Here is a 22,139-nt window from a genome sequence, read left to right as displayed (position 1 = left end):
GATGTACGGGCCGCCGGGCAGCGCTTCCGCCCGGCGGCCCGTACGTGTTCCCGGGAAGCGCGCGAGAGGATCCGCCGCCGTGTACCACGACGATTCCTGGGGCCCGCTGCCGCCGAGGTCGGCCACCCCGCTGGTGTTCCGGTTCGTTCTGAGCGTGCTGATCCTGCCGCTGTGGTGGCTGCTGCTGGCGGTGCTCTTCCTGGTCTTCCTCGCGTTCGCCCTGGTGGCCGACATCTTCACCCTGATCCCCGGGTTCGAGAAGGGGTTCGGAAAGGTGATGGACCGCTTCCACGAGGCGGCAGAGCTGTGGCCCGCCTGGTCCGTGACCTGGCCGGAGCTGCGGCACGAGGGCGACGCGGACTACTACCGGGCGCGGGCCGACGGGAAGCTCGCCGGTCTGACCGCCCGGCAGCTGGCCGCCCGGGAGGCCGGGAAGGCACCGCCGCCCGGCCCGTACGACATCCCGGTGCGCGACTACCGCGCCGTGGGCGCGGGCCATGTCGTCGAGGTGGCGCGGGCCCAGGGCTGGGACCTGAGCCACGACCTGCCCTCCGACCCGGCCCGGATCGTCCGGCTCAGACGGCTGCCGGAAGCGCCCTGAGCGGCGCTTCGCGGGCCGTTCGGCGCAGCAGTCCAGCGGTCAGCAGGTATTGCGCGGCGCTATAGGTGGCCATGATCCAGAACTGGGGTACGGGCAGCTGCGGCCAGTCCGCGAGACCGGCCGCGATCAGGCCGTCGGAGAGCAGGAACAGCGCCCCGCCGAGCCCGGCCCACGGGCCCGCCCGCAGCGCGCCCAGGGCCATCGCCGTCAGCAGCAGGCCGTACGCCGCGACCGGGACGCGCAGCCCCGCGTCCAGCCCGGGCCACAGCGCGGCCGTGCTGCCGAGCCACACCGCTCCGTAGCCCGCCGCCACCCATGGCGCCGTACGCGGCCGCCCGGACCGCGCGAACAGGGCGAGGTAGCAGAGGTGCCCGGCCGCGAAGCAGCCCATTCCGGCCAGGAAGGCGGTCTCGCCGCCGAGTTGCAGAGCTACGTCCCCGCCGCAGCCGCACAGCAGGGCCGCCACCAGCGGGCGCGGCCCGCCGCGCAGCAGGACGTGCGCCGCGAGGACCGGCATCAGCGCGGGCTTCGTCAGATGGACGAGCGTGGTGGCGTCCGCGAGCAGCGCGCCCAGATGGGTGGCGGCCAGCAGCGCGAAGAGCCCGGCCAGGGCGCGCGCGGCGCTCATACGGCGCGCTCCGGCTCCGGCTCGCGCTCCCCCGCGCCCGCCGCGCCGGGCGGCGCCGCACCCGCCGCACCCACCGCGTCGGGCGGCGCCGCGGGTGCCCAGCCCGGGCCGCGGAAGACCCGCCCGGCCCGCTCGCGCCAGTCGCGGGCGGCCGCGATGTCCCGGGCGATGGCCGCGTACTCATGGGTGGCCACGCGCAGCGGGTTGTAGGTGTCGATGTTCTTGGTGAGCCCGAAGACCGGGCGATGGGTCTCGGGGACGAACGACCGGAAGAGCCGGTCCCAGACGATGAGGATCCCGCCGAAGTTGCGGTCCAGATAGCCCCCTTGGGAGGCGTGGTGGACGCGGTGGTGCGACGGGGTGTTGAAGACGAACTCGATCGGGCGCGGCAGGGTGCCGATCCGCTCGGTGTGGATCCAGAACTGGTAGACGAGGTTCACCGACGAGCAGAACGCGACCGCGGCCGGGTGCACGCCGAGCGCGATCATCGGTACGTAGAACGGCCACACCGTCCAGGTGGTCCACGGTTGCCGCAGCGCGGTGGTGAAGTTGAACTTGCGGCTGGAGTGGTGCACCACATGACAGGCCCACAGGATGCGGATCACATGGTGGCCGCGGTGCGACCAGTAGTAGAAGAAGTCCTGCGCGAGCAGCATCAGCGGCAGCGTCCACCACTCCACCGGGACGCGCAGCGGGGTGAGTTCGTACACGGCGGCGTAGACGGCCACGATGGGGACCTTCCACACCAGGTCGAAGACGAGGCTGCCGAGCCCCATGGTGACGCTCGTCGCGGCGTCCTTGGCCGCGTATCCGGCGGCGTCCTCATCGGGGTGCAGGCGGTAACTCACCATCTCCACGACGGTGAGCAGCACGAAGGCGGGTATCGACCACAGCACGGCGTTGGGCAAATGCGGCATACCGGCAACATAGAACCGGTTTCGCCGCACCGCCAGAGGTAGTTACCAACAAGTATGCTAGACGTGATGTCAACAACGAGCCCGGGCCGGTCGGCTGACGGCACGTGCCCACCCGGGCCCGGCGGCCCGGAGTGTCGGCGCCGGCCCGTATCCTCATGGACCATGCTCGAAGACCCCACGGCAGCCGCACCGCGAACCGCGTCAACACCCTCGTGGCCGGAGGCCTATCCGCAGGGGTATGCGGTGGTCGACGTCGAGACCACCGGTCTCGCCCGCGACGACCGGATCGTCTCCGCGGCGGTCTATCAGCTCGACGCCCGGGGCGCGGTGCAGGACCGCTGGTACACGCTGGTCAACCCGCAGCGCGATCCGGGGCCGGTGTGGATCCACGGCCTCACCCGGGAGACGCTCACCGACGCCCCGCTCTTCCCGGACATCGCCGCCGCGTTCGCCGAGCGCCTCGACGGCCGCGTCCTGGTCGCGCACAACGCCGCGTTCGACTGGTCGATGATCGCCCGCGAGTTCGCCCGGTCGAAGACCGAGGCGCCGGTGCGTCAGCGGCTGTGCACCATCGCCCTCTCCAAGGAGCTCGGGCTGCCGCTCGCCAACCACAAGCTGGAGACCCTGGCCGCGCACTACGGGGTCGTCCAGGAGCGGGCCCACCACGCGCTGGACGACGCGCGCGTGCTCGCCGAGACCTTCCGGCCGAGCCTCCACCGGGCCGCCGAGGCCGGGGTGCGGCTGCCCCTGCTGGCCTGTCAGCCGCTCACCGAGTGGTCGGACCCGCCCTCCCGCGGGATCGGCGCCCAGCGCTCGTACCGGCAGCAGAGCTGGCGCCCCAGCCGCAAGCGCCCCGCCTGCCCCTACCCCAACCCGGGGCGCTACCAGCCGGGCGGGCCGCTGACCCAGGGCATGCGGGTGGCGTTCTCCGGGGACACCTCGGTCGACCGGGAGCTGCTGGAGGACCGGGCGATCGAGGCGGGGCTGCACGTGGCGACGAGCGTGTCCCGGCTCACCAGCCTGCTGGTCACCAACGATCCGGACGCGGCCACCTCCAAGACCGTCAAGGCCCGCTCCTTCGGGACGCCCATCGTCGACGAGGCCGCCTTCACCCACCTCCTCCTCGACGTCACCCCCGCCTGAGGGGGTGTCTTCCGGATCATGCCGGGCTCGCGGGCCCTGGCACGCTCCCCCAGCTACCGCTGGGAGGTGCCCCCTGACCCCGCTCCCTGACCCGGCCTGATCCGAAAGACACCCCCTAACCGACAATCAGGTGAAACTCACGCGACGCGCCCGCCCGCGGCTCGCCCGCCACCGCCCGGCACCGCACGCTGTGGCGCATGGCACGCTGTGAGGTCTGCGGAAACGACTACACCATGACGTTCGAGGTGCACGCCCAGGGCAATGTGCACGTCTTCGACTGCTTTTCCTGCGCCATCCACCGCATGGCGCCCATCTGCGAGCACTGCCGGTGCCAGATCATCGGCCAGGGAGTGGAGGTGGACGGCCATTACTACTGCGGCGCCCACTGCTCCCGCGCGGAAGGGAAGGAGGGCATCGTCGACCACGTCTGAGTCCCGTCCGGATGCGTGGATTGTCATCCGGTGCCCCCCGTGGCCGGGGGACAATCCACGCCGAGTAGTGTCAAGGACGTGTACCGCTTCCTGTTGACCCGGCAGTGGGTGATCCTCACCCTGATCGGGCTCGCACTGATCCCCACCATGATCAGGCTGGGCTTCTGGCAGCTGCACCGCCACGAGGCCAAGGTCGCGCAGAACCAGCTGATCGGGAACAACCTCGGCGCCCCCGCCGTGCCGGTCGACAAGCTCACCGCCCCCGGCCGCACCGTCCCCCGCGACGACACCTTCCGCACGGTGACCGCCACCGGGACGTACGACACGGCTCACGAGGTCGTCGTCCGCCAGCGCACCGGCTCCGACGAGCAGAGCATCGGCTACTTCGTCCTCACCCCGCTGATCGAGGGCAAGCGGGCCGTCCTGGTCAACCGGGGCTGGATCCCCGCCGGGGCCGACCTCACCAAGTTCCCCGAGGTCCCCGCCGCCCCCAGCGGCAAGGTCACCGTCACCGGCCGCCTCAAGGCCGACGAGACCAGCGCGGACAGCGGCATCAAGGACAAGCAGGGGCTGCCCCCGCGCCAGGTCATGCTGATCAACAGCGAGCAGCAGGCCAAGGCGCTCGGCCGCCCCCTCCAGGGCGGCTACATTGAGCTGACCTCGTCCTCCCCCAAGGGCGCCGAGCAGCCCGACCCGGTACCGGAGCCGGAGCACGACGACATCGGCCCCCATATGGCGTACGCCGTCCAGTGGTGGCTGTTCTCCGCCGGAGTGCCCGTCGGCTGGTTCGTCCTGGCCCGCCGGGAGCGCCGTGACCGGGCGGCCGAGGCCGCCAAGGCCGCCGCCGGGACCGCCGAGCCGAAGACCCCCGCCGCCGCGCACGCGGACTAGTTCTCCCGCTCTCCGGGAAGATGCCCGGACGTGGCACAGGACATCGACGACTACGCGCTCATTGGGGACCACCAGACGGCGGCCCTCGTCGGCCGCGACGGCTCGATCGACTGGCTGTGCCTGCCCCGCTTCGACTCCGCGGCCTGCTTCGCCGCCCTCCTCGGCGACGACGACAACGGCCACTGGCGGCTCGCCCCCAAGGGAGCCGGTGCCTGCACCCGCCGCGCCTACCTCGACGACTCCCTCGTCCTGGAATCCGTCTGGGAGACCGGCACCGGAACCGTCAAGGTCATCGACTTCATGCCGCAGCGCGACCGGGCGCCCGACGTCATCCGCATCGTGGAGGGCGTCTCCGGCAGCGTCGACATGGCGGGCGTCCTGCGGCTGCGCTTCGACTACGGGCACATCATCCCCTGGGTGCGGCGCACCGACGGCCACCGCATCGCCGTCGCCGGGCCCGACTCCGTATGGCTGCGCTCCGAGCCCGAGGTGCACACCTACGGCAAGGACTTCAGCACCCGCTCCGAGTTCACCGTCGCCGCCGGTGACCGGGTCGCCTTCGTCCTCACCTGGCACCCCTCCCACGAGCCCCGGCCCCGCCAGGTCGACCCGTACGAGGCCCTGCGGTCCAGCCTGGACGACTGGCGCTCCTGGGCCGCCCGCTGCCGCTACCGGGGCCCGTACCGGGACGCCGTCGTCCGCTCCCTCATCACCCTCAAGGCGCTCACCTACGAGCCCACCGGCGGCATCGTCGCCGCCCCCACCACCTCGCTGCCCGAGCGGCTCGGCGGGGTACGCAACTGGGACTACCGCTACTGCTGGCTGCGCGACTCCACCCTCACCCTGAAAGCCCTCCTCTCCGCCGGCTACCGCGAAGAGGCCGCCTCCTGGCGCGACTGGCTGCTCCGCGCCATCGCGGGCGACCCGGCCGAACTCCAGATCATGTACGGGCTCGGCGGCGAGCGACGCCTCCCCGAGCACGAGCTGCCCTGGCTGGAGGGATACGGCCACTCCACCCCCGTCCGCGTCGGCAACGACGCCGTCACCCAGTGCCAGCTCGACGTCTACGGCGAGGTCCTCGACACCTTCCACCTCGCCCGCGCCCACGGCATGGCACCCCAGCCGCACGCCTGGAAGATCCAGAGCGCCCTCATGGACTTCCTCGAATCCGCCTGGCAGGACCCCGACGAAGGGCTGTGGGAGGTCCGCGGGCCCCGCCGCCACTTCGTCCACTCCAAGGTCATGGCCTGGGTCGCCGCCGACCGCGCCGTCCGCACCATCGAGGCCCACCCCGAGCTGGACGGCGACACCGACCGGTGGCGCGCCATGCGGGACGCCGTCCACCGCGAGGTCTGCGAGAAGGGCTACGACGCCTCCCGCACCACCTTCACCCAGTCCTACGGCTCCACCGCCCTCGACGCCGCCACCCTCCTCATCCCCCGCGTCGGCTTCCTCCCCGCCGACGACCCCCGCGTCATCGGCACCATCGACGCGGTCCGCCGCGAGCTCAGCCACGACGGCGTGATCCGCCGCTACTCCACCGACGACACCGCCGACGGGCTCCCCGGCAGCGAGGGCGCCTTCCTCGCCTGCTCCTTCTGGCTCGCCGACGCCCTCCACCTCGCCGGCCGCCGCCGGGAGGCCTCCTCCTTGTTCGACCGTCTGCTGTCCCTGCGCAACGACGTCGGCCTCCTCGCCGAGGAGTACGACCCCGGGGCCGACCGGCTGCTCGGCAACTTCCCGCAGGCCTTCAGCCACATCGGTCTGGTGGGGACCGCCCTCACCCTTTCGGACCCGGCCCAGGCAGACTGAACCCATGGATCTTGGACTCAAAGACCGCGTGTACATCGTCACCGGAGCCACCCGCGGGCTCGGCCGCGCCGCCGCGGCCGAGCTGGTCGCCGACGGCGCCAAGGCCGTCATCACCGGCCGCGACGCCGACAACGCCGCCGCGGCCGCCGCCGGCCTCGGCCCGGACGTGGTCGGCGTCGCCGCCGACAACGCCGACCCCGACGCCGCCGAACGCCTCATCGCCACCGCCCGCGAGCGGTTCGGCCGCTTCGACGGCATCCTCATCAGCGTCGGCGGGCCGCCCGCCGGGCCCACCGCCGACATCACCGACGCCCAGTGGCAGACCGCCTTCGACTCGGTCTTCCTCGGCGCCGTGCGGCTCGCCCGGGCCGCCGCCGCCGAACTCACCCCCGGCGGCGTGATCGGCTTCGTCCTCTCCGGGTCCGTCCACGAGCCCGTCCCCGGGCTCACCGTCTCCAACGGCCTGCGGCCCGGGCTCGCGGGCTTCGCCAAGAACCTCTCGCTGGAGCTCGGCCCCCGCGGTGTCCGCGTCGTGGGTCTCCTTCCGGCGCGCATCGACACCGACCGGGTGCGGGAGCTGGACGGGCTCTCGGGTGACGCGGATGCCGCCCGTGAGCGGAACAGTGCGGCGATTCCGCTGCGGCGGTACGGGACGCCTGACGAGTTCGGCAAGGCCGCCGCGTTCCTGCTCTCGCCCGCGGCGTCCTACCTCACCGGGCTGATGCTTCCGGTGGACGGGGGTGCGCTGCACGGCTGGTGAGGCCGGGGGGTTGTTCCCCACCCCGCCCCTACCCGACCCCGGGGCTCCGCCCCGGACCCCGTTGGGGCTCCGCCCCCAAACCCCCGCCGGGGCTCCGCCCCTGGACCCCGCTGGGGCTCCGCCCCAGACCCCGCTCCTCAAGCGCCGGAGGGGCCTGGGTTGTACGCCCGAAGGGGCTGGGCTGCACGCTCGGAGGGGCTGGGTTGTACGCCCGGAGGGCCGGGTTGTGCTGCTCAAGCACCGGAGGCGCGGGGTTGTACGCCCGAAGGGGCTGGGCTGCACGCTCGGAGGGGCTGGGCTGTACGCCCGGAGGGCCGGGTTGTGCTGCTCAAGCACCGGAGGCGCGGGGTTGTACGCCCGAAGGGGCTGGGTCGTACGCCCGGAGAGCCTGGGCTGTAGGCCCGAAGGGGGTGTGCTGTAGGCCCGAAGGCGGCGCGGTTGGCTCGGCGGGTGGTGTGCCGGGCAGGGCCATCGGCGGGTGGCCGCCGATGGCGGGAGGGGGCGGGGTCGGAGGGGTGGGGTCCTGGACGCCACGTGTATGTGTGGCGCCGATTGGTCGACGTTCACGACACGCTCTACGGCGGCGGCGCCGCAAATAGACGGTCCAGGACCCCGCCCCGGAGACCCCGCACCCGCACCCACCACCGAACCCCGGCGCACCCGCGCCTACCGCGCCCGCTCCGCCCCGTGGTGTTCGCGCCGTAGGCGGACCTCCGCCGGGAGGTGGGGGAGGCCCGCTGAGGTGCGGGCCTGGGTCAGGGTCTCGGCCTCCAGGGCCCGCAGGGTCGCCATCGGTTCCGCCCTGGCGTCCAGGACCAGGCCCACCCGCGCCCGCGGCGCGGCGCGGCGGCCGTGGAGGTGGACGTGGGCGTGGGCGACGCCGGACAGGGACTCCGCGTCGGCCCTCAGGGCGGCTTCGAGGGCGCGGCCGCGCAGGCGGGCGCCGGTGCCGTCGTCCAGCGGGACCAGGACGTCGTCCAGACGGCGGCGCCGCAGTTGGGCCAGGGCCCACCACAGCGCGAGCAGGACCAGCACGCTCAGCCCCGCGATGACGCCGGGCCACCACCAGTCCTCGGCGCGCCAGCGCACCCGGTCCGCGCGGGTCAGCAGGACGGAATTCGGGGAACGCCGTCCGGCCAGGAGAGTCGCCACGCCCGCGGCCGTCAGAGCGAGGCCCAGTACGGCCAGCAGCAGCCGATTCACGATCCTCATGGCGCCCGATCACCTCGCCGGTCGCCGTACGCTGACGGACAGGCCCGGCCGCCGGGCGAGCCCGAGTTGCCGGATGCCGTCGCCGAGGGCGGTCAGCAGGTCGGCCCGTACCTCGTCGAGGTCGCGGAAGTGCGCCTGGGCGCGGGCCCTGATGCGGCGGCGGCCGACATCGACGCGTACGGCGCGTACGCCGGGCACCGCCATCGCCCGGTCGAGGAGCACCAGGCGGACGGCGGTGCGGTCGATTCCCGCCCGGATGGCATCGGCATCGTTCTCGGCATGGGAATCGGCATCGCCCATCGGCAGGAGCCCCCGCAGGCCCGGGGTCAGGGCGAGCGCCACCATCCAGGCGCCGATCACGACCAGGGCCACCGCGATGCCCACGATCCAGCCGTCGTGGAGGGGGCGCGTGGCGAGCTGTTCGGCGAGCCAGCGCCGCCACTCCATCACGGGGTGGCCGGTGCGTTCGGAGACGATGTCGTACAGGAGCAGGCCGAGCGCGCCGAACAGCACCAGGGCGGTCAGCCCGGCCGGTACGCGCCGGGCTGACCAGAAGCGGCCGGGGCGGCCCGCACCGTTCATCGGACGTGCCCCCGGTCCAGCTGCGGTGAGGACAGGCGTTCCACGGTCACCGACACGTCCGGCACCTCCATACCCGTCAGTTCGCCGACCCGGGTCGTCACCTGGCGCCGTACCGCAGCGCACTGCGCGGCGATGTCGGACGGATAGCCCAGCTCGACGGCGACCCGGACGCGCGCGGCGCCCGCGCGGACCGCGACGGCCGCGTACGGCAGCAGCCCGGGCCCGCTGCCCAGCGCTTCCCGCGCCGCCCGTGAGGCGATCTTCGCGACGACGCGGTCCGCGATGCGCGTCGCGCCGCGCTCGCCCGGCTCGCTCACCTCACCGCCGCCGTTCACCACGGTCGCGGGTGCGGAAGAAGTCGCCCGGTTCCAGGTCACCGTCCAGGAACCGGCCCGCCACGAACCCGACGGCGCCCAGCGCCGCCACCAGCAGAAAGGCCCCGAAACCACCGAAGAATCCGGCGAAACCCAGCGCCATCCCCGCGATCATCCCGATCACGGCCATGCTCATCGTGTGCTCCCCTGCTGGAGCCGCCCGGAGCGCCACGGCGCCGCGGCGCCGCTACTGAAGCCTGGGCTCCGGCGATTCCTCTTCCTCGTCCGGCAACTTCACATCGCTGACCGCGATGTTGACCTCGACCACCTCGAGGCCGGTCATCCGCTCGACCGCCGCGATCACGTTCTCCCGCACGGCCCGGGCGACGTCGGCGATCGAGACGCCGTAGTCCACCACGATCTCCAGGTCGAGGGCCGTCTGCACCTCGCCCACCTCGGCCTTCACCCCGCGGGCGACCGACTTGCCGCCGCCCGGCACCCGGTCGCGGACGACTCCGAAGGTGCGGGCGATGCCGCCGCCCATGGCGTGGACGCCGACCACATCGCGGGCGGCCATTCCGGCGATCTTTTCGACCACCCCGTCGGCGATGGTGGTACGGCCGCGCGCTCCCGGGTCGATGCTGCTCCCGAAGGTCTTCGGCGTACCGGCGGACGGTTCCGCGACGGGGGTCTGGGGCCGGTTCCGTGGCGCGGTCTCGGACATCACCATTCGCCCCTTTCTTGTCCATTCGACCTACTTGCCACACTAAAGCTGCTTGGCGCGCAATGCGCACGTTATGCATCATTCAGGCATGGTCACGGACCGGCTCGCACAAGCCGTGCGGCAGCAGCTGCGGCTCGGCCGTCTCCTCCCGCTGGGCGGGCCGGAGGACGGGGCCTGGCTGACCGAGCACGCGGCGGACGCCGTGCTGCGCCGGGCGGCCGAGGCCGTGCCCGGCGTACGCCTCGGGACGCTCCGTATCGCCCTGGCCGACCCGGAGGCCGCCGCGCCGCCCGCGGTCCCGGCCCCGCCGAGCGCGCTGCCGCCGGGGCCGCTGCGGGTCGAGGCGGAGGTGGCGGCGACGGTGGACCGGCCGCTGCCGGAGACGGCGGACCGGCTGCGCGGGGCCCTGCTGAGCGCGGCGGCGGAGCGGCTGGGGCTGGCGGTGGGCGCGGTGGACCTGCGGGTGACGGACGTGCTGGACGTGCTGGACGTGCTGGACGAGATTCCGGGGCGCCCGCCCGCCGGGGAGCCGACCCGGCGGGCGGAGGAGCCGGACGACGGCTCGGCCGTCGCCGCCGCGGTCACCGCCGTGCCCGGCGTGGCCCGGCTCGCCCCGGCGCTGAGCCATCGGGCCGTACGGATCGAGGGGCCGCACCTCCGCGTCGAGCTGGCCGTCGCTCCGGGCCACCGCGCCCTGGACGTGGCCCGCGCGGTGCGCGGGGCGGTCGCGGCCACCGCGCCGCCCCCGGCGACGGTGGCCGTCCTCGTCACCGCCGTGGACGACGGCAGAGAACCCTCACCAGTGGTAGCGGACGACGGCGGCTGACCGTCACCAGTGGTAGCGGTGGACCGCCTGGGCGACGCAAGCCGGCTTGTCGCCGCCGTCCCGTTCCACCACCAGGTCGATGACGGCCTGGGCGCCGCCGTCGCCGAGTTCGTCGACGGAGGCGAGCGTCGCCCCGGCCCTGATCCGGGCGCCGACCGGGACCGGCGCCGGGAACCGGACCTTGTTGAGGCCGTAGTTGACGGCCATCCGGACGCCGCCCAGTTCGAGGATCTCGCTCCACAGCGGGATCAGGAGGGACAGGGTGAGATAGCCGTGGGCGATGGTGCCGCCGAAGGGGCCGTCCTTGGCGCGCTCGGGGTCGACGTGGATCCACTGGTGGTCGCCGGTGGCGTCGGCGAAGGTGTCGATCCGGTTCTGCTCGATCTGGTGCCACGAGCTGTGCCCGAGGTGCTGTCCGGCCAGCTGCTTCAGCTCGTCGAAGCTGTTCACGGTCGTGGGCATGCGGGGTCTCCGTTCATGGGGGTTGCGTATCGTCAGCGCAGGGCGGATTTGCGGATCTTTCCGCTGGCGGTGCGCGGCAGCACGGTCCGGAACTCGACCGCCTTCGGCACCTTGTACTTCGCGAGGCGGCCCGCGAGGTGGTCGAGCAGGTCCTGCGGCTCGGTGGCGGCTCCGGCCCGGAGGACCACGACGGCCTTGCCGACCTCGCCCCACCGGGCGTCCGGCATGCCGATCACGGCGCATTCGACGACGTCGGGGTGGCCGTACAGCGCGTTCTCGACCTCGGCCGGATAGACGTTCTCGCCGCCCGAGATGATCATGTCTTTGACGCGGTCCACGATGGACACATAGCCGTCCTCGTCCCGCACCCCCACGTCCCCGGAGCGGAACCACCCGCCCTCCAGCAGCGCTTCCGCGGTCGCGTCCGGCAGGCCGTAATAGCCGCGCATCACATGGGGGCCGTGCACCAGGATCTCGCCGGGCTCGCCGGGAGCCACCTCGCCGGTCAGGTCCGACCGGACCAGCCGGACGTCGGTGAAGAAGTGCGGCACGCCCGCGGAGCCCGCCTTGACGGCGCTCATCTCGCGGTCGAGCAGCAGCGTCCCGGGGGACGCCTCGGTCATCCCGTACCCCTGGATGAAGGAGAGGCCGCGCCGCAGATAGACCTCGATCAGCGCCGTGGGGACGGGCGAGCCGCCGCACATCAGGATGCGGACGCTCGACAGGTCGGCCGTCTCCCAGCGCGGCGACTCCGCGACCGCCGCGAACATGGTGGGGACGCCGAACAGGCAGGTCACGCCCTGGCCCTCGATCAGGTCGAGCATCCGTTCCGCGTCGAAGCCGGGCTCTATCACCACGCGGCCGCCCTTGAGCAGGGTCGGCAGACAGGTCATGTTGAGCGCGGCGGTGTGGAAGAGGGGCGCGGTGACGAGGGTGATCTCGTCCGAGGCCAGATCGGTGTCGACCAGGACGTTGAGGCTGTTCCAGGTGATGTTGGCGTGGCTGAGGACGGCGCCCTTGGGTCGGCCGGTGGTGCCGGACGTATACATGATCATGCACGGGTCGTCGTCGGCCATGACCTCGTCCGCCCGGTCGTCCCCGTCACCGGCCCCGCTCACCAGGTCGTCCACCGCCACCGCGATGCCCGGGCCCGCCTCCGCGGCGGTCTCCGCACAGCCCGGGTCGTGGAGGAGCAGCCGCGCACCGGAGTCGCTCAGCATGTACGCCAGTTCGGGCGCGGCGAGCCGGGTGTTGAGCGGGACGAAGACGCCGCCCACCGCGCAGGTGGCGAAGAGCGCGTGGAGGAACGAGGGGTGGTTGGGGCCGAGGTAGGCGACGCGGTCGCCGCGCCCGATCCCGCGCGCCCGCAGGGCCCGGGCGAACCGGGTGACGGTCTCGTCCAGCTCCCGGTAGGTCTGGGTGTCGTCGCCGTGGACGATCGCGATCCGCCCGGGGGTCTTACGGGCCCGCCGCCGCGGCCACGATCCGATGCCGGTCCCCTGCTGCTCGATCATCATCTCCCGCTCACTCCTTCGTGAGGCCGAGCAGCCGCGCCGCGTTGTCCTTGAGGATCAGCGGCCGAACCTCGGGCTTGATATCGAGTCTGTCGAAGTCGGCCAGCCACCGGTCCGGGGCGATCACCGGGTAGTCGGAGCCGAAGAGAACCTTGTGCTTGAGCAGCGAATTGGCGTAGCGGACCAGCTGCGGCGGGAAGTACTTGGGCGACCAGCCGGACAGGTCGATGTAGACGTTCGGCTTGTGCGTGGCGACGGCCAGCGCCTCGTCCTGCCAGGGGAACGACGGATGGGCCAGGATGATCCGCAGATCCGGGAAGTCCACGGCGACGTCGTCCACGTCCATCGGGTTGGAGTACTTCAGCCGGATGCCGCCGCCCCCGGGCACGCCCGCGCCGATCCCGGTCTGCCCGGTGTGGAAGAGCGCGGGCACCCCGAGCTCCTCGATGGCCTCGTACAGCGGATAGAACCGCGGGTCGTTCGGCCGGAACGCCTGGAGGGACGGGTGGAACTTGAAGCCGCGCACCCCGTGGCCCTCGACCAGCCGCTTGGCCGCGCGTACCGCCGCCCGGCCCTTCCACGGGTCGACGCTGGCGAACGGGATGAGGACGTCGGCGTGTTCGGCGCAGGAGGCGGCGACCTCCTCGTTGCTGATCGGCGGATGGCCGGTGGCGCTCTCCGCGTCCACTGTGAAGACGACGGCGGCGATGCGGCGTTCGCGGTAGTGGGCGGCCAGCTCGGGGATGGTGGGCTGCCGGGCGCCATGGGTCTTGAAGTACGCGGCGGACGCCTCGGCCAGTTCGCCGCTCAGCGAGGAGTGGCCGTCGGCCGAGACCTCGGCGTGGGTGTGGACGTCGATGGCGACGAGGTCGTCGAGGTTCACCGCCCGGCCCCCTCCGTGCTGTTCGGGTCGACGGGCGCGGGGATGCCCACGCCCTCCGGGTGCCGCCCCAGCGACGTACCCCAGACGCCCGCGATGGCGTCCGCGTCCCAGCCGCCCTCGCGGTAGACCGCGGAGGTCTCCTCGGGGTGGGTCCACAGGGTCAGCCGGTCGCCGCCGACGCCGATGGCCTGCCCGGTGATCCCGTCGGCGGCGTCCGAGGCGAGGAAGACCACGAGCCCGGCGACGTCGTCGGCGGTGCCGAAGCCCTCGCCCTGCCGCAGCCAGCCGGGCAGCGGTTCGCCGCGCTCCTCATGCGCCTCGACGTACGGCGCGAAGGCGGGGATGGTCGCGGTCATGGCGGTCGCGGCGACGGGGATCACCGCGTTGACGCCGATCCCGGCCTTGGCGCACTCCATCGACCAGGTGCGGGTCATGCCGACGATGCCCGCCTTGGCGGCGGAGTAGTTGGTCTGCCCGAAGTTGCCGCGCTGTCCCGCGGGTGAGCCGATGAGGATCAGACGGCCGCCCCCGCCGCGCTCGCGCATGTGCCGGACGGCGGCGCGGGCGCAGGTGAAGGTGCCCTTGAGGTGGACGCCGACAACCGCGTCGAAGTCCTCGTCGGTCATCTTCCACAGCACCCGGTCGCGCAGGATGCCCGCGTTGGTGACGAGCACGTCCAGCCGTCCGAACGCCTCGACCGCGCGGTCCACGAGCGCGTCGGCGACCTCGCTGGTGCCGACCGCCCCGGGCGCGGCGACCGCCGTACCGCCCTCGTCGGTGATGACCTTGACGGCCTGTTCCGCGGTGGCCGCGTCGGCGTCGTTGACGACCACGCGGGCCCCCGCCCGGGCCAGGGCGCGGGCGTAGGCGAGGCCGAGGCCGCGCCCCGCGCCGGTCACGAGGGCGGTCTTCCCCGTCAGCTCCATGGGCTTCGCTTCCTTCCACGAGTATCATCAGGGTTCCTGATGCTTATGGTGAGTCCAGCACTCCGGGAGGTCGGGTGTCAATGGGCGGAGCAACGGCCGGACGCCGTGCCCGGTCACCGGTCGGGCAAGATGGCCGAATGACCACTTCCGAGCAGTCCGACACCGCGCAGCTGGACCAGGTCGGCACGCTCTACCTGGTGAAACGGCTGGAACAGGCGATACGGGCCCATCTGGACGCGCTGCTGCGCCCCCTCGGCCTGACCACGCTCCAGTACACGGCGCTGACGGTCCTGGAGCGCCGGGACGGGCTGTCGTCGGCCCAGCTCGCCCGGCGCTCGTTCGTCAAGCCGCAGACGATGCACGAGATGGTCCAGACGCTGGAGGAGCGCGGGTTCATCGAGCGCCGCCGGGACCCGGCCAACCGCCGGGTGCTGCTCATCAGCCTCAGCGACCGGGGGCGCGAGGCGCTGCGCGCTTACGACGAGCAGGTGCGGCTGCTGGAGGAGCGGATGCTCGGCGGGCTGAGCGAGGACCAGCGCGGGGAGCTGCGCCATGCGCTGATCGACTGCACCCGGGCGATGTCGGCCGCGCCGCCGCAGGATCATTGACCCTGGTAGGCCTGCCGGGCGGCCCGCAGCTCCTCCACGGTGCGGCTCAGCTCGGTGACGCAGTCGGCCAGCCCGGCCGCCTCCTCACCGCCCCCGCCGCCCTCGCGCAGCATCGCCGCGGTGCGGGCGAGCTGTTCGGACACCCGCTCCAGCCGCTCGTCCGAGGGGTCCGGTTCACCGGCCAGCTGCCGGCGCAGCTGCTCGGCCTGGGCGGCGAGCTGGAGGTTCTTGCGGTGGAGGTCCAGGAAGACGTTGACCTTGGTCCGCAGCAGCCAGGGGTCGATGGGTTTGGTGAGGAAGTCGGCGGCGCCGATGGCGTAGCCCCGGTAGGGATAGTCCGAGTCGACGTCGGTTCCGGTCAGCAGGATGATCGGGACGTCCTTGGTCTGGTCGAGGCGCTTCATGTTGGCGGCGGTCTCGAAGCCGTCCATGCCGGGCATCAGGACGTCGAGCAGCACGACGGCGAAGTCCTGCCGGAGCATCGCCTTCAGCGCCTCCTCACCGGAGTGGGCACGGACGAGGCGCTGATCGAGCGGGCCCAGGACGGCTTCCAGCGCGACCAGGTTCTCCTCCATGTCGTCGACGATCAGGATTCCGGCACGGTCGGGTGCGGCGGCGCTCATGACTCCCCCTGTCTCGGCCTCGGCGGGCGCGTCTCCGCGTCCGGGCCGGTCTCGTCGGCGGTCTCGGCGCCGGTTACGTCATCGCGCTCGTCCCCGGGCGCGCCGCCGTCGTCAACGGACTCCGCACCCTCCCCCGGTTCTCCGGGGACCGGTCCGGGCACGGGGTCGAGCAGGTCGCAGACCGTGGACATCAGCCGGTCGACGTCCACCGGCTTGGGGACATAGCCGTTGGCGCCGCTTTCGAGCGCCTTCTCGCGGTCGCCGGGCATGGCCTTGGCGGTCAGGGCGATGATCGGCAGATCGGCGAGCCGGGGCGTGCCGCGGATGGCCCGGATCGTCTCGTAGCCGTCCATCTCCGGCATCATCACGTCCATCAGCACCAGGGACACATCCGGATTGCGGTGCAGGACGTCCAGCCCCTCGCGGCCGTTCTCCGCGTACTTCACGGTCATGCCGACGCGGCCCAGCACATGGGTGAGCGCGAAGACGTTGCGGATGTCGTCGTCGACGATGAGGATGCGGCGGCCGGTCAGCACCCTGCTGGGGCGGCCGCACTGCCACTCCTGGAGCCGGGGGGCGTCCGTCCGCGCCTCGTCCTCGCCGCCGCGGTCCTGGGGGGCCAGCAGGTTCTCCAGGGATCCGCGGTCGCCGGTCACGCCGCTCTGGTCGCTGAACACGCCGCTGGGGGCGTGGTCGGCGGTGTCCGGGAGCGGTTCGTTCGTGGTGGGCAGCGCCGCCGGGACGGTGGCGCCGGTGGCCCGCGGGTCGGACACGTCGGGCGGCGGGACGACCCCGGCGTAGTGCGCGGGGACGTAGAACGTGAAGCAGGAGCCGACGCCCTGCTCGCTCTCGGCGATGATCCGGCCGCCCAGCATTCCGGCGATCTCCCGGCTGATGGACAGGCCGAGGCCGGTGCCGCCGTATTTGCGGCTGGTGGTGCCGTCGGACTGCTGGAACGCCTCGAAGATCACGGGCAGCTTCTCGGGCGCGATGCCGATGCCGGTGTCCTTGACGGAGAACGCGACGACCGCGTCCGCGTCGCGCAGCGTCTCCTCCTGGAACTCCGTGCCGACCGCCCGCTCCACGCGCAGCTTCACCCCGCCCGAGGAGGTGAACTTCAGGGCGTTGGAGAGCAGGTTGCGCAGGATCTGCTGGAGCCGCTGCTCGTCGGAGTACAGCTCGCGCGGTACGTCCTCGCCGACGGCGATCTCGAACGACAGGCCCCGGTCGATGGCGAGCGGCCGGAAGGTGGCGTGCACGTAGTCGAGCAGCTTCATCAGCGGCAGCTTCTTCGGGCGGACGTCCATCCGCCCGGCCTCGATCTTCGACAGGTCGAGGATGTCGTTGATCAGCTGGAGCAGATCGGAGCCGGAGCGGTGGATGGTGGTGGCGAACTGCACCTCCTGGGGGGACAGCCGCTGGTCGGCGTTGTCGGCGAGCAGCCGGGCCAGGATGAGCAGCGAGTTGAGCGGTGTGCGCAGCTCGTGCGACATGTTGGCCAGGAACTCGGACTTGTACTGGGAGGCGGTGGCCAGCAGCGCGGCCTTCTCCTCCAGCTCCGCGTTGGAGCGCTGGAGCTCGTTGGAGCGCTGCCGCAGCTCGGTGGTGAGCCGCTGGGATTCGGACAGCAGCGACTCGGTGCGGGCGTTGGCGATGATGGTGTTGATCGAGACGCCGATGGTGTTGACGAACTGGTCGATGAAGGCGAGGTGGACCTCGCTGAACCGGCTGAAGGAGGCCAGTTCGATGACGCCGAGCACCAGGTCCTCGTACAGGATCGGCAGGATGACGACGCTGGTGGGGAGCGCGGCGCCGAGCCCGGAGTTGATGGTGATGTAGTCGGGCGGGACGTTGTTGATCAGGATCCGCTTCTTCTCCTGGGCGGCCTGGGCGACCAGTCCGCGGCCGCCGGCGCCGGAGGCCGGAAGCGGGCCGTTGTTCTGCTCGGTGCCGTATCCGGCGATCAGTTTCATGCCCTCGCCGGGTCCGGCGCCGGGCTGGCCGAGGAAGAACGCTCCGAACTGGGCGTTCACCAGCGGCGCCAGCTCGCGCAGGATCAGGTCGGCGACCTCGACCAGATCGCGGTGGCCCTGCATCAGGGAGGCGATACGGGCCAGGTTGGACTCCAGCCAGTCCTTGGCGCGGGTGGTCTCGCGCAGGTTGGCCACCATGAGGTTGACGTTGTTCTTCAGCTCCGCGACCTCGCCCTGCGCCTCGACCGAGATGGACCCGGACATGTCGCCCTTGGCGACGGCGGAGGCGACCTCGGCGATGGCGCGCACCTGGGTGGTGAGGTTGAGGGCGAGGTCGTTGACGCTGGTGGTCAGCCGCTTCCAGGTGCCGTAGACGCCCTCGACCCGGGCCTGGCCGCCGAGCCGTCCTTCGCTGCCGACCTCGCGGGCGACACGGGTGACCTCGGAGGAGAACGAGGAGAGGGTGTCGACCATCGTGTTGATGGTCGTCTTCAGCTCCAGGATCTCGCCGCGGGCGTCCACGTCGATCTTCTTGGACAGATCGCCCTGGGCGACCGCGGTGGCGACCTGGGCGATGTTGCGGACCTGGCTGGTCAGGTTGGACGCCATGAAGTTGACGTTGTCCGTCAGGTCCTTCCACACCCCGGACACGCCCCGCACCTCGGCCCGGCCGCCGAGCTGGCCCTCGGTGCCCACCTCGCGGGCCACCCGGGTCACCTCGTCGGCGAACGCCCGGAGCTGCTGGACCATGGTGTTGACGGTCTCCTTGACCTCCAGGATCTCGCCCCGGGCGTCCACGGTGATCTGCTTGGACAGGTCGCCGTCGGCGACGGCCGTGGTCACCTGGGCGATATTGCGGACCTGGGTGGTCAGGTTGAGCGCCATGAAATTGACGTTTTCGGTCAGGTCCTTCCAGACCCCGGACACGCCGCGGACCTGCGCCTGGCCGCCGAGGTTTCCCTCGGTGCCGACCTCGCGCGCCACCCGGGTCACCTCGTCGGCGAAGGACGACAGCCGGTCCACCATGGTGTTGATCGTCGACTTCAGCTCCAGGATCTCGCCCTTGGCCTCCACGCCGATCGTCTTGCTGAGGTCTCCTTCGGCGACCGCGGTGGCGACCTGGGCGATGTTGCGGACCTGGGAGGTCAGGTTGTCCGCCATGAAGTTGACGTTCTGGGTGAGGTCCTTCCACACCCCGGACACGCCCCGCACCTGGGCCCGGCCGCCCAGCCGGCCCTCGGTGCCCACCTCGCGCGCCACCCGGGTCACCTCGTCGGCGAACGCCGACAGCTGGTCGACCATGGTGTTCACGGTGTTCTTGAGCTGGAGGATCTCACCCCGGGCGTCGACGGTGATCTTCTGTGAGAGGTCACCGGTGGCGACCGCGGTGGTCACCTGGGCGATGTTGCGGACCTGGCTGGTCAGGTTGGACGCCATGAAGTTGACGTTGTCCGTCAGGTCCTTCCACACCCCGGACACGCCCCGCACCTGGGCCCGGCCGCCGAGTTCGCCCTCGGTGCCGACCTCGCGCGCCACCCGGGTCACCTCGTCGGCGAACGCGCGCAGCTGGTCGACCATGGTGTTCACGGTCAGCTTCAGCTCCAGCAGCTCACCGGTGGCCTCGACGGTCACCTGCTGGGTGAGGTCGCCGCGGGCCACGGCCGTGGTCACCACGGCGATGTCGCGGACCTGACTGGTCAGCCGGGAGGCCATGGTGTTGACGGCCTCGGTCACCTCGCGCCAGTCCCCGGACAGCCCCTGGACCTTCGCCCGGCCGCCGAGACGTCCTTCGGTGCCGACCTCGCGGGCCACCCGGGTCAGCTCACCGGTGAACAGCGACAGCTGATCGACCGTGCGGTTCACGCCGCGGGCCAGCCGCCGCAGATCGCCGCGCAGCTGACGGTTGCCGTCATGCAGGTCGACCCGCCGGGTCAGATCGCCCTCGGCGATGGCGTCCAGCACCCGGGTGGCGTTGGACACGGGGCCGGTCAGCGCGTCCACCAGCTGATTGGCGTCGTCCACGCTGGCCGCCCATCCGCCCTGGCCGGGACTCGCGGTGATCCGCTCGTCGAGGCGCCCCTGGCGCACCACCTCGCGGCGGACCCGCTGGAGCTCGGAGGCCAGGTGGGCGTTGCGTGCCACCAGTTGGTTGAACGTTCCGGCCACTTCGCCGAGCACGCCCTCGCCCGTGCCGTCCATACGTACCGTGAAGTCGCCGTCGCACAAGGCGTTCATCGCCGCCAGCAGCGACCTCAGCTCGGCGGTGCACTCCGCGGGATTCGGGTCGCTTGCCATGGCGCTGTCCCTTTAAAAGATCATTAGATATCCCTACGTCTGTCATAATATGGCACCTAGATGGCCTAATCCGCCCGAATTGCCCAGGAGCCGCACGTGGGAGCTTTGCTTCCTCTCTCGCGCGAGTCCGTCGCCCGGACCACGCTGCCCGGAAGCGTGCGCGCGCCAGGGGCCGCGCGCTCCTTCGTCCGCACCACCCTCGCGGGGGAGACCGCGACCGAAATCCTCGGGGCCGACGCGGTCGGCGCGCGGGTGACCGAAGACGCGGTACTGCTGGTGAGCGAGCTGGTCACCAATGCCGTACTGCACGCGGGCACCCGGGTCGAGGTCACCTGCCGCCTCCGGGCCGGGAACGGACCGGATGATTCCGACTACGCCCCCGCAGACACCCCCGCCGATGCCCCCGCCGATGCCTCCGCCGACGCCGAGCCGCGGGACCGCCCGGGCATCGTCATCGAGGTGGCCGATCTGCACCCCGCCAGCGTGGTGCTGGGCGGACCCGACACCCAGCGCCACGGCCGGGGCCGCGGCCTCCAGCTGATCGGCGCGCTCGCCGAGTCCTGGGGCGTGACGTACCACCGCACCCGCAAGTCCGTGTGGTTCCGCCTGGACACCGAGACGGCCTCGCCCCGGGTCGACGTCGGCCCCGACGAGGCCCCGCACCGCGCGCCGCGCGCCGCCGCGCCCCGTACCCCCGCCCCGCCGGAGGGGCGCCGCGACCGGACGGCCGAATGGGTCGACCGCGGCGGACCGTCGTTCCTCGCCGAGGCCAGCGAGCTGCTCACCGGACAGCTGGACGAGAACATGGTCGCCTCCCTCGCCGGGCAGCTGCTGGTGCCCCGGCTGGCCGACTGGTGCGCGGTGTGGCTGAACTCCAAGAGCGGCCGGCTGGAGCTGCGCCGGGTCTGGCACAACGACGAGCGCCGCATCGAGGCGCTCCGCGCCACCCTGGAGCGCGATCCGCCACCTGCCGGGCTCGGCGCTCCCGGCACTCCCTGGCCCTGGCCCGAGGCCGCCGCCCCCTCCGGCACGGGTGGCTCCGCGCTGACCTTCCCGCTCCTCGCCCGTGGCCGCGGCTACGGCGTGCTGCTGCTCGGCCGCGCGGGGGTGCCGCAGATGACCGAGGGCGTGGTGCGGCTCTCCGACGACCTGGCGCGGCGGATGGCCCAGGCCGTGGCCACCGCCCGGCAGTACACCCAGCAGGCCACCATCAGCCGGGCGCTCCAGCGCCGCCAGCTGCCGGTCTCGCTGGCCCACATCCCGGGCGTGGACACCGCGATCGTCTACGAGCCGCACGGCGAGGGCCAGACTGTCGGCGGCGACTTCTACGACCTGTTCCCGATGGGCGGCCGCCGCTGGTGCTTCCTGCTCGGCGACGTCTGCGGCAGCGACCCGGAGGCCATGTCGGTCACCGGCCTCGCCCGCCACCTGGTGCGGCTGCTGGCCCGCGAGGGGCACGGCGTGGAGTCGGTACTGACCCGGCTCAACCAGGCCCTGGTGGAGGAGGAGGCGGAGGCCGCGGCCCTGGGCGGCGATCAGGCCCGGTCGCGCTTCCTCAGCCTGCTCTACGGGGAGCTGGAGCCCGACCCGGAATCGGGCGGCGCGCACTGCGTCCTGGCCAGCGCCGGGCATCCGCTGCCGCTGCGGCTGAGCACCGACGGCGAGGTGGCGCCCGCGGCGCTCCCGCAGATGCTGCTGGGCATCGACGACGAGCCCGACTTCCACGCCGACTCCCTGGACCTGGCGCCGGGCGAGACGCTGCTGTGCGTGACCGACGGGGTGACGGAGCGGCGGGACGGCAACCGGCAGCTGGACGACGACGACGGCCTCGCCGACATCCTGCGCGGCTGTGCGGGGCTCGGCGCCAAGGCCATCGCGGAGCGGGTGCGGCTGGCCGCCCATGACTTCGGCACCGAGCCGATCGACGACGATCTCGCGGTGCTGGTGCTGGAGGCGGTGCCGACATCGGCGCAGGAGCTGATGCGGGCGCAGTGAGACCGCGGGCCTGCGGGCT

22 protein-coding genes are annotated in these 22,139 nt (G+C 72.4%); 9 read left to right on the top strand and 13 right to left on the bottom strand.

Annotated features, from left to right (window positions below; genetic code table 11):
• The first annotated feature begins 79 nt into the window (after nt 1-79).
• On the top strand, nt 80-601 hold the full coding sequence (locus LCH29_RS11980; protein ID WP_446461667.1) for a hypothetical protein: 522 nt from the start codon (nt 80-82) through the stop codon (nt 599-601).
• Here the strand turns inward: LCH29_RS11980 and LCH29_RS11975 are convergent.
• Entirely contained in the window at nt 576-1,229 is a 654-nt protein-coding gene (locus LCH29_RS11975; RefSeq protein ID WP_446461666.1) for a lysoplasmalogenase, read from the bottom strand. The two genes, LCH29_RS11980 and LCH29_RS11975, sit on opposite strands and share 26 nt — an antisense overlap.
• The gene (locus LCH29_RS11970) at nt 1,226-2,146 is read right to left on the bottom strand and encodes a sterol desaturase family protein (RefSeq protein ID WP_446461665.1); all 921 of its coding nucleotides are present in this window, start codon (nt 2,144-2,146) and stop codon (nt 1,226-1,228) included. The genes LCH29_RS11975 and LCH29_RS11970 overlap by 4 nt, the downstream gene beginning before the upstream one ends.
• Before the next feature lie 162 nt (nt 2,147-2,308).
• On the opposite strand from LCH29_RS11970, the gene LCH29_RS11965 reads away from it, so the two are divergent.
• The 5 genes from LCH29_RS11965 (at nt 2,309) to LCH29_RS11945 (ending at nt 7,183) form a co-directional block, all read left to right on the top strand.
• Nucleotides 2,309-3,289, top strand: a complete 981-nt coding sequence (locus LCH29_RS11965) for a DEDDh family exonuclease (RefSeq protein ID WP_446461664.1) — start codon at nt 2,309-2,311, stop codon at nt 3,287-3,289.
• A gap of 197 nt (nt 3,290-3,486) precedes the next feature.
• Nucleotides 3,487-3,720, top strand: a complete 234-nt coding sequence (locus LCH29_RS11960; RefSeq protein WP_009718952.1) for a hypothetical protein — start codon at nt 3,487-3,489, stop codon at nt 3,718-3,720.
• 78 nt (nt 3,721-3,798) lie between these two features.
• Nucleotides 3,799-4,611, top strand: coding sequence for an SURF1 family cytochrome oxidase biogenesis protein (locus LCH29_RS11955; protein ID WP_446461663.1), 813 nt, complete (start codon nt 3,799-3,801; stop codon nt 4,609-4,611).
• Nucleotides 4,612-4,641: 30 nt separating this feature from the next.
• Nucleotides 4,642-6,423, top strand: coding sequence for a glycoside hydrolase family 15 protein (locus LCH29_RS11950; protein ID WP_446461662.1), 1,782 nt, complete (start codon nt 4,642-4,644; stop codon nt 6,421-6,423).
• A 4-nt stretch (nt 6,424-6,427) separates the two neighbouring features.
• Nucleotides 6,428-7,183 (top strand): SDR family oxidoreductase, encoded by a 756-nt coding sequence (locus LCH29_RS11945; RefSeq protein ID WP_446461661.1) that lies wholly within the window; start codon nt 6,428-6,430, stop codon nt 7,181-7,183.
• A gap of 666 nt (nt 7,184-7,849) precedes the next feature.
• Here LCH29_RS11945 and amaP read toward each other — a convergent pair.
• From amaP to LCH29_RS11920, 5 genes are read right to left on the bottom strand one after another with little or no spacing between them, the layout of a single operon-like run.
• Complete coding sequence (amaP, locus tag LCH29_RS11940; protein ID WP_446461660.1) at nt 7,850-8,395, bottom strand: alkaline shock response membrane anchor protein AmaP; 546 nt, start codon at nt 8,393-8,395, stop codon at nt 7,850-7,852.
• Between the two features lie 9 nt (nt 8,396-8,404).
• The gene (locus LCH29_RS11935; RefSeq protein WP_446461659.1) at nt 8,405-8,977 is read right to left on the bottom strand and encodes a DUF6286 domain-containing protein; all 573 of its coding nucleotides are present in this window, start codon (nt 8,975-8,977) and stop codon (nt 8,405-8,407) included.
• Nucleotides 8,974-9,312 carry a hypothetical protein gene (locus LCH29_RS11930; protein WP_446461658.1) on the bottom strand — a complete coding sequence of 113 codons (339 nt, stop codon included), beginning with the start codon at nt 9,310-9,312 and terminating at the stop codon, nt 8,974-8,976. Before LCH29_RS11930 ends, LCH29_RS11935 begins: the two co-directional genes overlap by 4 nt.
• Complete coding sequence (locus tag LCH29_RS11925; RefSeq protein ID WP_009718945.1) at nt 9,296-9,487, bottom strand: hypothetical protein; 192 nt, start codon at nt 9,485-9,487, stop codon at nt 9,296-9,298. The genes LCH29_RS11930 and LCH29_RS11925 overlap by 17 nt, the downstream gene beginning before the upstream one ends.
• Before the next feature lie 51 nt (nt 9,488-9,538).
• Nucleotides 9,539-10,015: an Asp23/Gls24 family envelope stress response protein gene (locus tag LCH29_RS11920; protein WP_446461657.1), complete on the bottom strand. Its 477-nt coding sequence runs from the start codon at nt 10,013-10,015 to the stop codon at nt 9,539-9,541.
• A gap of 88 nt (nt 10,016-10,103) precedes the next feature.
• Between LCH29_RS11920 and LCH29_RS11915 the strand changes: the two genes are divergently transcribed.
• Nucleotides 10,104-10,841 carry a hypothetical protein gene (locus tag LCH29_RS11915; protein WP_446461656.1) on the top strand — a complete coding sequence of 246 codons (738 nt, stop codon included), beginning with the start codon at nt 10,104-10,106 and terminating at the stop codon, nt 10,839-10,841.
• A gap of 3 nt (nt 10,842-10,844) precedes the next feature.
• On the opposite strand, the gene LCH29_RS11910 is transcribed toward LCH29_RS11915, so the two are convergent.
• Genes LCH29_RS11910 through LCH29_RS11895 form a run of 4 tightly spaced genes read right to left on the bottom strand, consistent with a single transcriptional unit; the run spans nt 10,845 to nt 14,626 of the window.
• The gene (locus tag LCH29_RS11910; RefSeq protein ID WP_446461655.1) at nt 10,845-11,303 is read right to left on the bottom strand and encodes a MaoC family dehydratase; all 459 of its coding nucleotides are present in this window, start codon (nt 11,301-11,303) and stop codon (nt 10,845-10,847) included.
• 32 nt (nt 11,304-11,335) lie between these two features.
• Nucleotides 11,336-12,820, bottom strand: a complete 1,485-nt coding sequence (locus tag LCH29_RS11905; RefSeq protein ID WP_446461654.1) for an acyl-CoA synthetase — start codon at nt 12,818-12,820, stop codon at nt 11,336-11,338.
• A gap of 7 nt (nt 12,821-12,827) precedes the next feature.
• A complete protein-coding gene (locus tag LCH29_RS11900; protein ID WP_446461653.1) occupies nt 12,828-13,700 on the bottom strand; it encodes an amidohydrolase family protein in 873 nt (290 codons plus the stop codon).
• Nucleotides 13,697-14,626, bottom strand: a complete 930-nt coding sequence (locus LCH29_RS11895) for an SDR family oxidoreductase (RefSeq protein ID WP_446461652.1) — start codon at nt 14,624-14,626, stop codon at nt 13,697-13,699. The genes LCH29_RS11900 and LCH29_RS11895 overlap by 4 nt, the downstream gene beginning before the upstream one ends.
• A gap of 137 nt (nt 14,627-14,763) precedes the next feature.
• Between LCH29_RS11895 and LCH29_RS11890 the strand changes: the two genes are divergently transcribed.
• Nucleotides 14,764-15,234 carry a MarR family winged helix-turn-helix transcriptional regulator gene (locus LCH29_RS11890; RefSeq protein WP_446461651.1) on the top strand — a complete coding sequence of 157 codons (471 nt, stop codon included), beginning with the start codon at nt 14,764-14,766 and terminating at the stop codon, nt 15,232-15,234.
• Here the strand turns inward: LCH29_RS11890 and LCH29_RS11885 are convergent.
• Nucleotides 15,228-15,857: a response regulator gene (locus LCH29_RS11885; RefSeq protein WP_446461650.1), complete on the bottom strand. Its 630-nt coding sequence runs from the start codon at nt 15,855-15,857 to the stop codon at nt 15,228-15,230. The genes LCH29_RS11890 and LCH29_RS11885 overlap by 7 nt on opposite strands.
• A complete protein-coding gene (locus LCH29_RS11880; protein WP_446461649.1) occupies nt 15,854-20,125 on the bottom strand; it encodes a HAMP domain-containing protein in 4,272 nt (1,423 codons plus the stop codon). Before LCH29_RS11880 ends, LCH29_RS11885 begins: the two co-directional genes overlap by 4 nt.
• A 96-nt stretch (nt 20,126-20,221) precedes the next feature.
• On the opposite strand from LCH29_RS11880, the gene LCH29_RS11875 reads away from it, so the two are divergent.
• Nucleotides 20,222-22,120: a SpoIIE family protein phosphatase gene (locus LCH29_RS11875; protein WP_446461648.1), complete on the top strand. Its 1,899-nt coding sequence runs from the start codon at nt 20,222-20,224 to the stop codon at nt 22,118-22,120.
• Nucleotides 22,121-22,139 lie beyond the last annotated feature (19 nt).

The sequence above is a fragment of the Streptomyces sp. BRA346 genome, from assembly GCF_052851135.1.
Note: the sequence above shows the minus strand (reverse complement) of the source record. Positions and strands in the feature narration are given on the sequence as shown.